This window comes from Aquitalea sp. (genome assembly GCF_030150775.1).
In the GTDB taxonomy this organism is placed as follows: Bacteria; Pseudomonadota; Gammaproteobacteria; order Burkholderiales; family Chromobacteriaceae; genus Aquitalea; species Aquitalea denitrificans.
Map to the genome: position 1 here is coordinate 14,708 of NZ_JASLFG010000054.1, position 13,826 is coordinate 28,533.

General features: G+C 61.6%; 13 protein-coding genes. 6 read left to right on the forward strand and 7 right to left on the reverse strand.

From position 1 onward, the window contains the following. Positions 1 to 322: 322 nt before the first annotated feature. Both QVF59_RS17845 and QVF59_RS17850 read left to right on the forward strand, forming a co-directional pair. Positions 323 to 958, forward strand: a complete 636-nt coding sequence (locus QVF59_RS17845; RefSeq protein ID WP_287881581.1) for a LysE family translocator — start codon at positions 323 to 325, stop codon at positions 956 to 958. Positions 959 to 962: 4 nt separating this feature from the next. Beyond that, on the forward strand, positions 963 to 2,033 hold the full coding sequence (locus tag QVF59_RS17850) for an alpha/beta fold hydrolase (RefSeq protein ID WP_287881583.1): 1,071 nt from the start codon (positions 963 to 965) through the stop codon (positions 2,031 to 2,033). Positions 2,034 to 2,104: 71 nt separating this feature from the next. Here the strand turns inward: QVF59_RS17850 and QVF59_RS17855 are convergent, their stop codons facing one another. From QVF59_RS17855 to QVF59_RS17885, 7 genes are all read right to left on the reverse strand, one after another. Then, positions 2,105 to 2,950: a glycine betaine ABC transporter substrate-binding protein gene (locus QVF59_RS17855; RefSeq protein WP_287881585.1), complete on the reverse strand. Its 846-nt coding sequence runs from the start codon at positions 2,948 to 2,950 to the stop codon at positions 2,105 to 2,107. Between the two features lie 217 nt (positions 2,951 to 3,167). Continuing rightward, entirely contained in the window at positions 3,168 to 4,139 is a 972-nt protein-coding gene (locus QVF59_RS17860) for a dipeptidase (RefSeq protein WP_287881586.1), read from the reverse strand. A gap of 40 nt (positions 4,140 to 4,179) precedes the next feature. Further along, positions 4,180 to 5,469, reverse strand: coding sequence for an MFS transporter (locus tag QVF59_RS17865; RefSeq protein WP_287881588.1), 1,290 nt, complete (start codon positions 5,467 to 5,469; stop codon positions 4,180 to 4,182). 310 nt (positions 5,470 to 5,779) lie between these two features. Then, positions 5,780 to 6,436 (reverse strand): sarcosine oxidase subunit gamma, encoded by a 657-nt coding sequence (locus QVF59_RS17870; RefSeq protein ID WP_287881590.1) that lies wholly within the window; start codon positions 6,434 to 6,436, stop codon positions 5,780 to 5,782. A 19-nt stretch (positions 6,437 to 6,455) separates the two neighbouring features. Continuing rightward, on the reverse strand, positions 6,456 to 9,473 hold the full coding sequence (locus tag QVF59_RS17875; RefSeq protein WP_287881591.1) for a sarcosine oxidase subunit alpha family protein: 3,018 nt from the start codon (positions 9,471 to 9,473) through the stop codon (positions 6,456 to 6,458). After that, a complete protein-coding gene (locus QVF59_RS17880) occupies positions 9,470 to 9,763 on the reverse strand; it encodes a sarcosine oxidase subunit delta (RefSeq protein WP_287881593.1) in 294 nt (97 codons plus the stop codon). The genes QVF59_RS17875 and QVF59_RS17880 overlap by 4 nt, the downstream gene beginning before the upstream one ends. A 10-nt stretch (positions 9,764 to 9,773) precedes the next feature. Continuing rightward, positions 9,774 to 11,027 (reverse strand): sarcosine oxidase subunit beta family protein, encoded by a 1,254-nt coding sequence (locus tag QVF59_RS17885; RefSeq protein ID WP_089085813.1) that lies wholly within the window; start codon positions 11,025 to 11,027, stop codon positions 9,774 to 9,776. Between the two features lie 230 nt (positions 11,028 to 11,257). Here QVF59_RS17885 and purU point away from each other — a divergent pair, with 230 nt between their 5' ends. The 4 genes from purU (at position 11,258) to QVF59_RS17905 (ending at position 13,732) form a co-directional block, all read left to right on the forward strand. Beyond that, positions 11,258 to 12,124 carry a formyltetrahydrofolate deformylase gene (gene purU / locus QVF59_RS17890; RefSeq protein ID WP_287881595.1) on the forward strand — a complete coding sequence of 289 codons (867 nt, stop codon included), beginning with the start codon at positions 11,258 to 11,260 and terminating at the stop codon, positions 12,122 to 12,124. Between the two features lie 307 nt (positions 12,125 to 12,431). After that, positions 12,432 to 12,815, forward strand: coding sequence for a hypothetical protein (locus QVF59_RS17895; protein WP_287881596.1), 384 nt, complete (start codon positions 12,432 to 12,434; stop codon positions 12,813 to 12,815). 53 nt (positions 12,816 to 12,868) lie between these two features. Continuing rightward, a complete protein-coding gene (locus QVF59_RS17900) occupies positions 12,869 to 13,243 on the forward strand; it encodes a c-type cytochrome (RefSeq protein WP_287881598.1) in 375 nt (124 codons plus the stop codon). 63 nt (positions 13,244 to 13,306) lie between these two features. Continuing rightward, entirely contained in the window at positions 13,307 to 13,732 is a 426-nt protein-coding gene (locus QVF59_RS17905; protein ID WP_287881600.1) for a GFA family protein, read from the forward strand. The last annotated feature ends 94 nt before the right edge of the window (positions 13,733 to 13,826 follow it).

A 13,826-nucleotide genomic window follows, 5' to 3' on the forward strand; every position in this document is an offset into this window, starting at 1 on the left:
ACTCTCCTGAGCAAGATGGGCGAGTCTGTCCGCCATTGCATGCATGGTGCCGGAGCGCATGCTGGCGCTGTTCAGCGCTTGCGACAGGTATTTGCCCCATACCGACCAGGCGGTCGCTTACGGGCAAAGCACAACCGTCGTGGTCGCAAGCACACACACCACCCATTCCAAATGACAGGAGAGTAGAAAACACGACCTGAGATGGCTTGCCTGCTGGTAGGCAAGACCTGACAGTTGCCGAACATCTTGCTTCGGCAGATACGGTTGCCAGGTTTGCAAGACGCCCTCACCGCTGGAAATTCACTTGTTCAGGAGACCCGACATGGACAGTACAACGCTCTTGCTTTACGTCATTGCCGCCACCGCAGCCACCATCACCCCCGGACCAACCATGCTGCTGGCACTGCACAATGGTGCCAACAGCGGCATGCGTGTAGCCGCCTGCGGCATTGCCGGTGCCGCGTTGTCCGACGTTATCCTGATCACTGCGGTTGGCTGTGGGCTTGGCAGCCTGCTATTGGCATCTGAACAGTTGTTTACGCTACTCAAGTGGGTGGGATGCATATATCTGCTCTATCTGGCATGGCAGCTGTGGCAGGCAGCACCCACACTTTCCAGCACTGCCTCAACAAGGGATAACAACAATGGGCAAGGCCGGGCTGCCTTTCGCCGCTCATTGCTGATTGCCTTGTCCAACCCCAAAGGGCTGCTATTTTTCTCTGCCTTTCTGCCGCAATTCATCCAGCCACAGGCCAGTCTGGCCGGCCAGTACGCCACGCTTGCTCTGGTCACTGCGCTGATCGATATCGTCGCCATGAGCGCCTACGCTGCCGGAGGCCATCACAGCATGCGTATTTTGACTCGCAGTGCCCTACGGCGAATCAATCGCAGTTGTGCCGCCATCCTGGCCGGTCTGGCCATTGCACTCAGTCTGTATCGCCGCAGCGCTTCGCAGTGAGCAGGTGAACTTCTCCAACACCAGCAAATTCGGCCAGTCCAAGCGCGCTATCAATCCGGGCATATTCAACGGTCATGTCACCGGCCCGGCCAGTGATGCCTCCCCACCTCCACTTTCCGACAGGTTTTTGACCATGCATACGCTTACCGACGACGGTACCCGCCTGTTCCTCAGCCGCATGGGCGATAGGGGTAGCCCGCCCCTGATCCTGGCCCACGGCACATTTACCAATCAGCGCAGTTGCGCCCCGCTGGCCAGCCACCTGGCCGCACGCGGCTGGCAATGCTGGTTGTTTGACTGGCGCGGACACGGCTACAGCGACCAGCCCCGTGCCTCTTTCAATTTTGAAACCCTGGCCAGGCAGGATGTCCCTGCCGTGCTGCGGGTGGTGGAGGAAAACTGTGGGCCGCTGCGCCCCTTCTGGCTGGGGCATTCAGCCGGTGCGGTGATTGCCGCCATGTGGCTGGCCAGACAAGCGCCAGCCTGCACCCGGCTGGCCGGTTTGCAGATGCTGGCCGCCCAGGCCACCAGTCGGCAGCGCAGTTGGGCGATGCAGAAAAAGATTCGCCTGATTTCCTGGCTGCTGCCCTTGCGCCGGCAAATTGCCAGCCACTGGATGCCACTGGCTACCGAGGCGGAAAGCAGCCACCTGCTGCGTCAATGGTGTCAGTGGAGCCTGCGTGGTCACATGCAGGGCAAGGATGGCTTTGACTACCTTGCTGCACTGGGCAGACAGCAACTGCCAGTGCTGTCATTGGCCGGGGGCGGCGATGACTTCATCTCGCCGCCGGATGGTTGCCAGCGCCTGCTGGAAAGCTTTGGCAGCGCCAGCAAGCGCTATGTGCTGTGCAGCCAGGCGCAGGGGTTTGTGGAGGATTACAGCCACGAGCGGCTGCTGATATCAAAAAATGCCAAGAACGAAATCTGGCCCTTGCTGGAAAACTGGCTGCACCAGTATGCCCATCAGTCCCAGCCGCCGGCACCAGATCAGGAAGCCGCTTTTCTGTTGCCATCAAGCGCTCCACCACCAGTGCACGCCAGCGCTGATGACATTGATTTGCAACAGCAGCTGTAATAGCAGAGCAAAAGCAAACAGCCCGCCGCCATCATCAAGGGCTGCGGGCTGTAACAAGGGTTAAAGCGCTATCAGTGCGTCCACTCGTTTACCTTGCCGGCGTTGGCCTTCACCCAGCTATCCGCCGCGGCTGCCGGTTTGGCACCGTTTTCCACATCCAGCATCACCTTGCCGATTTCCTCCGGCTTCCAGCGGAATTTCTTGAAGAAGGCCACCACTTCCGGAGCCTTGGCAGTGAGACCGGGGTTGATCACGCTATCCACATGCTCGGCATCGCCGTATACCTTCTGCGGGTCTTCCAGGAAGCGCAGTTTCCATTTGGCAAACATCCAGTGCGGAATCCAGCCGGTGACGGCAATGGCTTTCTTGCTGTTGATGGAGCGGGCCAGTTCGGCCGCCATGCCGGTACCGGAGCTGGGCAGCAGGGTGTAGTCCAGCTGGTATTTCTTGATGGCTTCTTCGGTTTTCTTCATCACGCCGGCACCGGCGTCGATACCGACAATACGGCCCTGGAAGGCGGCCTTGTTGGCGTTGAGGTCGGCAATGGAATGCGCAGCCACATAATCAGGCACGATCAGGCCGATCTTGGCACCCGGGTAGTTCACCGCCACATCCACCACCTTGTCCTTGAACTGGCTGTAATACGCCTCGTGGGTGGTGGGCAGCCAGGCCGACAGCGTGGCATCCAGATCGCCACGGGCCACACCCTGCCACATGATGCCGGCGGCCACCGGCACGATTTCCACCGGATAACCCAGCTTGTTGCGGATGATGTTGGCCGCCACATTGGTGGTGGCCACACTGTCCGACCAGCCTTCTACATAGCCGATCTTGATGGTGGGCTTGTCAGCCGCATGGCTACAGAATGGCAGGGCCACACCGGCCAGCAGCAGGGCAAGAAATTGGCGTTTCAGCATTGCGTTCTCCAAAGATAGACAGGTTGAATCAAGGATGAACATCACAGAGCGGGTGCGGCATCATGAAAGTGCCGTGTTGTCAGCCCGCTTCCGTTACAGCACCGCACCAGAGTCTGCCTAAGGCAGCCCGGCGTTCTTGTTGTAAACGGCAGCCCGCTGATGACGGGCACAGTGGCAAGCGAATAAAAAAGCGGGGTCTTGCGACCCCGCTCAAGGCTCAACTACCCCAGACGTCTGCAAATACACGCAGCCAGTTTTCACCCAGCACCTTGCGGATCTTGCTCTCGGACCAGCCCGCCTTTTCCATGGCCGCGGTCAGATTCGGCGTTTCGCCGATGGTGCGGATGCCTTCCGGATTCAGGATGGTGCCAAAGTTGGTGAGGCGGCGATGACGGCCCTTGTCGTGGGTGATCCAGTCAAAGAAGCCCTTGTCATAGCCCTGGGTGAAGTCGGTGCCGTAGCCCACGCAGTCCTCACCCACCAGGTTGATGATGTAGTCCATGGCTTCGACATAGTCGTCCACCGTGGCCTCGATGCCGCGCTTGAGGAAAGGCGGGAACATGGTGACGCCGATGAAACCGCCATGGTCGGCAATGAAGCGCAGTTCTTCATCGCTCTTGTTGCGCGGGTGTTCTTTCAGGCCGGACGGCAGGCAGTGCGAGTAGCACACCGGTTTTTTGGATTCCAGAATGGCCTCGCGCGAGGTGTTGCCACCCACATGGGACAGATCCACCATGATGCCCACGCGGTTCATCTCGTTGATCACTTCGCGGCCAAAGCCGGACAGGCCGCCGTCACGCTCGTAGCAGCCGGTGCCCACCAGGTTTTGCGTGTTGTAGCACAGCTGCACCACGCGCACGCCCATGTCGGCAAAGGCTTCGATATAACCCAGGTTGTCTTCAAAGGCGTGGGCGTTCTGGAAACCCAGGATGATGCCGGTCTTACCCTCGGCCTTGGCGCGGCGCACGTCATCCGTGGTGCGCACCAGGATGAGGATGTCGCTGTAATCGCGAATCTGCTTTTTCATCTCCGCAATATTGCCCACGGTATCCTGGAAACCTTCCCACACCGACACGGTACAGTTGGCGGCAGACAGGCCACCGCGGCGCATGTCGTCAAATACCTCGCGGCTCCATTTGGCAATGATCAGCCCGTCAATCACCAGCGCATCCTGATGCAGCGTCGTCATACAGATACTCCCGAACAAAAAAGGTGGAACAACAAGCGGCTCAGGACACCTCGGCCAGCCGCACATGAACGGTTTCCGGCAGGCGCAAGCCGCCTGCCAGGGCAAACAGGGCCACCAGCAGCAGATAAACAGCGGGAGCCAGATGGCTGCCGGACACATCAATCAGCCAGGTGGCCATCAGCGGCGCAGTGCCGCCAAAGATGGTGTAAGCCAGGTTGTAGCTGATGGCACCTGCGGTATAGCGGATGCGGGTGGGAAAGCTTTCCGACAGCAAGGGGGCCGTCACCACGCCGGACAACACCGCGGGCAAGGCCTGCAACATGCCGCCCAGCACCGCCAGCCCCAGCTGGCCGCTTTGCGCCAGCCAGAACGAGGGAAAGATGGTGAGCACGATCAGCACGCATACCGTGGCCATGCTGCGCCGCCGCCCTACCCGGTCGGAATAGCGCCCGGCCAGCGGGCACAACAGCGCAGCAAACAGCAGGGACAGCACCGACACCAGCAGGGCATTGCCACGGCTCATGCCCGCCACCTGCTGCAAGTAAGTACTCAGATAAGTGGTGAAGGTATAAAACGACAGCGCCGTCACCGAGATGAAGGCCGACAGCCAGGCAATGGGCCGGCCATGGCTGGCAAAGGCTTGGCGCAGCGGCGCGTGCTCGGTTTGCTGGCGCTGCTCCAGCGCGCGAAAGGCCGGGGTTTCCGCCAGACGGTTACGCAGATACCAGCCCACCAGCCCCAGCGGCGCGGCAATCAGGAAAGGCAGGCGCCAGCCCCAGTCGGCCAGCGCCTGCGGGCTGAGCCACTGGTTGAGGGCAAACACCAGCACCGCCGCACAGGCAAAGGCGGAAAAAGTGGAAACCGGCAGAAAACTGCCATAGCGCGCCCGGTGATGGCTGGGCGCGTGTTCCATCACATAGGCGCAGGCCCCGGCGTATTCGCCACCGGCAGAAAAACCCTGCACGCAACGCGCCAGCGTCAGCAGCACGGGAGCGGCCAGACCGATGCTGGCGTAGTCCGGCAACAGGCCGATCAGCGTGGTGGCACCGGCCATCAGCAAGATGGTGATGGCCAGCGTGCGCTTGCGGCCGATACGGTCGCCCAGCATGCCGAATACCACACCACCGAGCGGGCGGAAGGCAAAGGCCACCGCGAATACGGCAAAGGTTTTCAGCAAGCTGATGTCGGCACTGCTGCCCGGAAAGAAATGCTGGGCAATCACCGTGGCCAGGAAACCATAGACGGCAAAGTCGAACCATTCGACGAAATTGCCGACCGAGGCGGCCAGAATCACCTTGAACAACACTTGCTGCTCGGCGCGATCAGTCATGCTGGCTCCCGATAAAGCCGGATCGACATCGATGGAAGTTGAGGCTCACGCTACTCTCCTGAGCAAAATGGCCGAGTCTGTCCGCCATTGCATGCATGGTGCCGGAGACTAAACCGCTGCTGTTCAGCGCTGGCGACAGGTATTTGCCCCATACCGACCAGCCGGTCGAAGCAGGACAAACACCGCCGCCGTACTGAGCAGGCAAAGATGCCTGACGGGAACACAAAGATGGGGACCGGACGACAGCGGGATGGGGGAGACGGTCGACAACAAAAATCGGCCCTGCCAATGGCAGGGCCGCGGAGCGGTTTCAGGCAAGGATCAGGCTGGGCCTGGGCGCAGCCAGCTGGGCAAACAGCGGATGGTCACTACGCGCTTCCAGCTGGCACACGGCAAAGCCGTAGGGCTGGGCGGCGCGGCGCAGCAGACGCCACACATAGTCGGCAAAGCTGCGGCGGAACACCACGAACACGCCGTCGCTATCCAGGCGGATTACCTGCACGGTGGCCTTGCCCAGCACGGTGCTCACCATATGGCCCAGCGGGATGGCTTCGAAGTCGTACACCCCCAGATGACGCAGTACGGTGATGTGCTCGGCCCCGCCCAGCCAGGCCAGGGTGAGGCCGCCGCTGGAATCCACCGTCTGGGCAAACAGCTGTTGCGCGGCAAAGCCGGCATCCAGCTGCGCCGTCCAGTCGGCCAGGCGCTGGCGATGGCTCACCAGCAGCCATTCATCCGGCGAAGTCCACATCAGCACGCCTTGCGGGCCTTTGCTGACCACCCCGGCCTTCAGCGGCAGGGCAAGACCGGTGACTTGCTGCACCAGCTCGGCAAAGCCGGCTTCGGCGGTGTCACCACGCAGCACGGCATAGCCCAGGTGCGGCAGTTCGTTGCACCAGATGCGGCCATCGGCACGGCGCGGCTGCGCCTCGGCATCCAGCTTGAAGTGTTGGAGCGGCGACTCCATGAATGGTTGGAAACCTTGCTTAGGCATGTTGACGCACCCCTTCCTTGTCCACGAACACTGACGACACCACCTGCGCCGGCACACTCTTGCCATGCGCCCAGACGAACACCGTGTCGCCCTCACGCTTGCTGCCATCCTTCAGCACGGCCATGGCAATGGAGCGGCCAAGGAAGGCACTGTGATAACTGGAGGTGACATGGCCCTGCATGGCAGCCGGCACCGTGTCATCGGTATTGCTGAGAATCTGCGCGCCTTCGGCCAGCACCACTTTCGGGTCCAGCGGCAGCAGGCCCACCAGCTGCTTGCGGCCTTCACCCGCGGTGTGCGAACGCAGCAGCGAACGCTTGCCGAGGAAGCTGAACGGCTTTTTCATGCCCACTGCCCAGCTCATGGCCAGATCGTTCGGGCTCATCGAGCCGTCGGTATCCTGACCGACGATGATGAAGCCCTTCTCGGCCCGCAACACGTGCATGGTTTCGGTGCCGTAGGGGGTGATGTCGAACTCGGCACCCGCCTTCATCACTTCTTCCCACATATAGCGGCCATAGTTGGCATCCACATTGATTTCGTAGGCCAGCTCACCGGAGAAGCTGATGCGGAACACCCGCGCCGGCAACCCGGCCACGGTGCCGCTGCGGCCATCCATGAACTTGAAGGCGTCCTTGTCGAAGTCGATGTCGCTGCACAGCTTTTGCAGCACCTTGCGGCTGTTCGGCCCCACCACGGCCACGGTGGCCCAGTGGTCGGTAGTGGTGGTGAAACGTACTTTCAGCTCCGGCCATTCGGTCTGGTGCCAGCGCTCCAGCCAGCTGTACACCCGCGCCGCGCCGCCGGTGGTGGTGGTCATGTGGAAGTGGTCGTCTGCCAGGCAGGCGGTTACACCGTCGTCCATCACCATGCCGTTTTCGTCCAGCATCAGGCCGTAGCGGCACTTGCCGGGGTCCAGCTTGCTCCAGGCATTGCTGTAGATGCGGTTGAGGAATTCACGCGCATCCGGACCCTTGACGTCGATCTTGCCCAGGGTGGAGGCATCCATCACACCGACGCTGTTACGGGTGGCCAGGCATTCGCGGTTGACCGCGGCATGCAGATCCTCGCCCGGCTTGGGGAAGTACCAGGGGCGCAGCCACTGGCCCACCACTTCGTACTCGGCCTTGCGTGCATCATGGCTGGCCTGCATGGCGGTGTAGCGGCGCGCATCGAAGGTTTCGCCCACGTGCGGGCCTGCCAGCGCACCAAAAGTCACCGGGGTGTAGGACGGCCGGTAGGTGGTGGTGCCCACTTCGGCAATGGGTTTGCCCAGCGCTTCGGCGGCAATGGCAAAGCCGTTGATATTGGACAGCTTGCCCTGATCGGTACCGAAGCCCAGCGCGGTATAGCGCTTGACGTGTTCGATGGAGCGGTAGTTTTCGCGAATGGCCGTGTGGATGTCGGCAGCCGCCACATCGTTCTGGTAATCGACAAAGGCCTTGGCACCATGGCCTTCGGGCTTGCCGTCCGGCAGACGGAAGATGGCACGCTGTGCGGCCACTTCTTCGCTGGCGACTGCCGGGGCCTTGCCGGTGCTGCCACGACCATGGCCCAGCAACAGGGCGGCCACGGCGGCGTGGGTCTGGCTCAGCGCATCGGACAACTCCCAGCGGCCGGTGATGGCGCCGACGCAGGCAATGTTTTCGCGGCCTTCATCCGGGCAGACAAAGGACAGCTGCTGCTGATTCCACACCGGTCGGCCACCGTTGTGGCAGAACAGGTGGACAGTAGAGGTGAGGCCGCCGGAGGACAGCACGGTGTCCACGCTCAGGCGCGGGCCGGAGCCAACCACCTGATTGTTGCGGGCATCCAGCTTCACCAGCTGTGCGCCGCTGACGCTCTTGTCGCCCAGCACCTTGGCAATACCGTGGCCCAGCAGCAATTCGGCACCGGCGTTTCTCAGCGCCTGCTGACGCCATGCCGCAGCACCGCCCTGACGGGCATCGGCCAGCGTTACCTTGACCCCGGACAGCGCCAGGTCCAGCGCGGCTTCGTAAGCGGCATCGTTCTGGGTTTGCACCAGCACTTCGCGGCCCACGGCCACGCCGTAGCGGTTGAGGTAGCTGTGACCGGCGGCGGCAGTCATCACGCCGGGCACATCGTTGTAGCCGAACACCAGCGGGCGTTCGATGGCACCGCTGGCCAGAATCACCTGATGAGCGCGAATCTTGTGCAGACGCTGGCGCGGCAGCGCGGCATTGCGCTCGGTCAGTGGCAGGTGGTCTTGCAGCAATTCCACCGCCTGCACCAGGTTGAGGTCGTGCAGGGCAAAGGCAGTGGTGCGTGGCAGCACGGTGACATTGGGCAGGCTGGCCAGTTCGGCCAGACGCTGGTTCACCCACTCCATGCCGGACAGGCCGTCGATGCGGCTGCGGCGTTCGGTCAGCAGCCAACCGCCCATTTCGGACTGTTCGTCCACCAGCAGGGTTTTCTGTCCGGCACGGCCCGCCAGCGTGGCGGCCCACAGGCCGGCGGCACCACCGCCCACTACCAGCACATCGATATGGTGATGCAGGTGGTCGTAGCTTTCCGGATCATCCTCGGTCGGGGCGCGGCCATAACCGGCGGCCTTGCGGATGAATTTTTCATAGAAGGGCCAGGCTTTCACCGGTTCCATGAAGGTCTTGTAGTAGAAGCCCGGCGGCATGAAGCGGCCAAACTTGCCCAAGAGGCCCTTGAGGTCGAAGTCCAGCGAGGGGTAGCCGGTGGTGCTGCCGGCCAGCAGGCCCTGGTACAGCTCCACTTGCGTGGCCTTGAGGTCGGGCACGGTATGCGCGCCGGTTTCCAGCTGGATCAGCGCATTCGGCTCTTCGGCACCAAAGCCGACGATGCCGCGCGGACGGCCATACTTGAAGCTGCGGCCGATCAGGCGCACGCCGTTGGCTAGCAGGGCCGAGGCCAGGGTGTCACCGGAGAAAGCCTTGTACTGCACATTGTCGAAGATGAAGCTCAGCGGCTTCTGGCGATTGATGCGCTCGCCCGGGCGATGGATGCGATAGCCGCTCATGCTTGTTCCTCCAGATACAGTGCCTTGCCGTCGGCCAGCGTCCAGCTGCCGGCAATTTCATAGCTGACGGTGTGGCGCTTTACGGCAAACACCTTGCGACAGCCCGCCACGTGCTGCCATTGCTCCCAGTGCCAGCCACGCGGGTTCTTGCGGTGGAACACGTAGTCGCCCCAGGTGGCGTCGTCTGCTTCTTCCGGCACGGCCGGGCGGGCGATATAGGCTTCGCCGGCATAGCTGAATTCTTCTTCTTCCCGCGCCTCTTGGCAGTACGGGCAGGTAATGATCAACATGAGCCTCTCCCTAGTGAGCCACGGCAGCTGCGCCGTGCTCGTCGATCAGATGTCCGGTGGCAAAACGGTCCAGCGAGAACGCGCGGTTCAGCGGGTGCGGATCGTCATGGGCGATGGTGTGGGCAAACACATTGCCCGAGCCCGGCGTGGCCTTGAAGCCGCCGGTGCCCCAGCCACAGTTGAAATACAGGCCCTTGATGCGGGTTTTGCTGATGATGGGGCAGGCATCCGGCGACACATCCACAATGCCGCCCCACTGGCGGTTCATCCGCACGCGGGAGAAGGACGGGAACATCTCGATGATGGCGGCGGCGGTGTGTTCGATCACATGCGGGCTGCCGCGCTGGCCATAGCCCAGATAGCTGTCGATACCGGCACCGATCACCAGCTCGCCCTTGTCGGACTGGCTGACATAACCGTGCACGGCATTGGACATCACCACGGTGTCGATACAGGGCTTCATGGATTCGGACACAAAAGCCTGCAAGGGGTGGCTTTCCAGCGGCAGGCGCAGCCCGGCCATCTTGGCCAGTACCGAAGAATTACCCGCAGCCACACAGCCCACGCGGTCGGCCATGATGTCGCCACGGCTGGTATTCACGCCCTTGATGCGGCCACCTTCAATGATCAGGCCGGTGACTTCGCACTGCTCGATGATGTCCACACCCAGTTCGGACGCGCCGCGGGCAAAGCCCCAGGCCACCGCATCGTGCCGCGCCACGCCGCCACGCGGCTGGAAGCTGGCCCCCATGATGGGATAGCGGGTGCGATTGCTGATGTCGATCAGCGGCACCATGTCCTTGATTTCCTGCGGGGTCATCACCACCGCGTCCACGCCATTGAGCAGGTTGGCATTGGCGCGGCGTTCGATGTCGCGCATGTCCTGCAGGGTATGGCCCACGTTCATCACGCCGCGCTGGCTGAACATCACGTTGAAGTTGAGGTCCTGCGACAGGCCTTCCCACAATTTCAGGCCGTGTTCGTACAAGTGCGCCGCTTCATCCCACAGATAATTGGAACGGATGATGGTGGTGTTGCGTGCGGTATTGCCGCCGCCCAGATAGCCCTTCTCCAGCACGGCCACATTCTTGATGCCATGCTCCTTGGCCAGGTAGTAAGCCGTGGCCAGGCCGTGGCCGCCACCGCCGACGATGATGACGTCGTAGTTTTTCTTCGGCTGCGGGCTCTTCCAGGCCGGCTGCCAGCTTTCATGATGCTTGAGCCCGTTCTTGATCAGGCTCCACAGGGAGTATCGGTTTGCCATCTGCGGCTCCAGCGGGGTGGATGTATTCGGACAAGGCCCATTCTCCAGACCTGAGCCCCAAGCCGTTTGGCTGAAAAGGACAAGCACTTGCCCAGACACGACACTGCGTCACATGTCTGAAATGGACGTAAAGCAGACGTTTTAGGGCCAGTCAGCCAGTCTGCCAGGGCTTAGGGTTAGCGCACACACGACAGGCAGCGCGCCTGCCGTACTACAAGGGAAGACCGCTCATGAAAGCCGCCACACCGTCCTACATCCTCAGCTTCACCTGCCACAGTGCCTCCGGTCAGGTGGCCCGCTTCTCCGCCCTGCTGGAATCGCAAGGCTGTTATATCGACGAACTGGCCGTGTTTGACGATGCCGCCAGCCAGCGCTTCTTCGTACGCTGCGTATTCCACCCGCAAACCGAGGTGTTCGACCCGGCACGGCTGAACCAGGGCATGCGCGACATGGGCAGCCACTACCAGGACCTGCGCTGGCAATTGCAGGACCGGCGGGAACAGGCGCGGGTGATGATCATGGTGTCCAAGCTGGACCACTGTCTGAATGACTTGCTGTACCGCCAGAAAATGGGCGATCTGGACATGACCGTCACCGCCGTGGTGTCCAACCACCGCGACCTGGCCCCGATTGCCGAAGCCTACGGCCTGCCCTTCCACCACCTGCCGCTGGACCCGGCCAACAAGGCCGAGCAGGAATCCGCCCTGCTGGCGCTGATCGAGGAAACCGGCTCCGAGCTGGTGATTCTGGCGCGCTACATGCAGGTGCTCACCAGCGCCACCTGCGCCCGCCTGTCCGGCCGCGCCATCAACATCCACCACTCCTTCCTGCCCGGCTTCAAGGGTGCACGCCCCTATCTGCAGGCGCATGAGCGCGGGGTGAAGCTGATTGGCGCCACTGCCCACTACATTACCGACGATCTGGACGAAGGCCCCATCATCGAACAGGTGGTGGACCGGGTGGACCACGCCTACACCCCGGAAGACCTGCAAGCCACCGGCCGCGACATGGAGTGCCAGGCACTGGCCCGCGCCGTACGCTACCACCTGGAGCGCCGGGTGTTCCTCAACGACAACCGCACGGTGGTGCTGCGCTAGAAGTGCAACCGGAGCGGCTTGCCCCCTTGGGCACTGTCCATAACAGTGATCTCTTACCCAGATGCCACACCATGACAGGAGCAGCGGCCATCAGGCCGTTTGCCTCCTGGACAAGCTCTTTGTCTCGCTACCTGCCAAACGGCAAGCGACCACGACCGCTCCAGCATGCTGCGCTTCGCCACCAGCGCTACCGACGCCAGCAATGACATTGTGTTAAATTAAGCGTTTTGACGCGCTGAATCGCTCGCGTCAACGGCGATGCAGCCGAGCGTTCATGTTGCTCAAGCGGACCTTTATGACAGCCATTGTGAAAAAATATGCTTGGCTCACCCTGCTAACTGCAGCCCTGCTCTCTGGTGGCACGGCACATGCAGCAACCCAGCCCAGCCCACCACTGGCCATCACCGTGCGCTTTGATTTCTATCCCGCAGACAGCACACAGATTCACCAGCTGGAAAAGAAACTGCAACGGGCGATACAACGAGCCCGTGTGGGGGAACTGGGCGAGACCGAATTTCATCTGGATGGCAATGAAGGCTTTTTCTACCTGCAGGGCCCGGATGCCGAACGGCTGTTTGCCGTGGTCGGGCCCATCCTGCGTTCCTCTACCCTGATGCAAAATGCCGAGGTGGAAGAACGCAACGCCCGCCACAGAAAAACCTTCCTGCTCGTACCGGATGCCAAACCCTGAGGGTGCGCACCCCCACCATGCAAACCGGCAGGACACCAGGAAAGGACTGTGCAATGCAAGCCTGCAAACAACTGACGGCGGTAGCAGCCATGCTGCTATTACTGAGCGCATCCGCCGCAGCCGATATACGTAACGGAAAAAACCTGTATCAAAGCCGCTGTGCCATCTGTCATGGCCCACAGGCCAATGGCAGTGGGCCATTAGCCTCCAAAAGCAGCCCTGCCACTCCTGATCTGACCACGATGGCGTTCAAAAAACGCCTGACTGATTACCCCGGCGTGATTGTTTCCTCCATCATCCTGCGCCCCAATGGCGATCTGATCCCGAGAACCCTCAGGGACAATGGCATCAAACTGCCACCTCATAACTGGACGGTACAGGACTTGCGTGATGTAAATGAATACATGCGCAGCGTGATTGGCAAGTAATCAAGCAGGTCTGCCGAACTGCCACGGGCGAGATGATCCTGCACATGCGTGATGGAGAAAACCATGTATAAACTGACCGGAGCCTGCCATTGCGGCAACATCCACCTCCAGCTTGAATTAAGCCAGCCGCTGGCCGACTACACCCCCCGGGCATGTGATTGCGACTTCTGCCGCAAACACGGGGCGTCTTACCTGTCCGACCCACATGGCAGCTTGCAGCTGGACGTGCGCGATGCAGCCTGCATGGGCAAATACCGCCACGGCAGCCAGACGGCCGACTTCCTGTTCTGCACCCGTTGCGGCGTGCTGATTGGCGTGTTGTATCAGGATGGCAGCCGCCTGTATGGCACGGTGAATTGCGCGGCCCTGCATGAGGCCGCAGCGCTTGGCATGCCGGTATCGGTGTCGCCCAGGCTATTGGCGAGTAGCGAAAAAACAGCCCGCTGGAGCGCGCTGTGGTTTCCGGATGTGCATATCACCACCCATTAATTCTGAAACCTGACACCAGCTTGCCAGGCAGTGACCGGGGCAAGGTAAGTAATCGCCTGCAATGTCTGAGCGATTTGACCTTGGCAAATCGCGT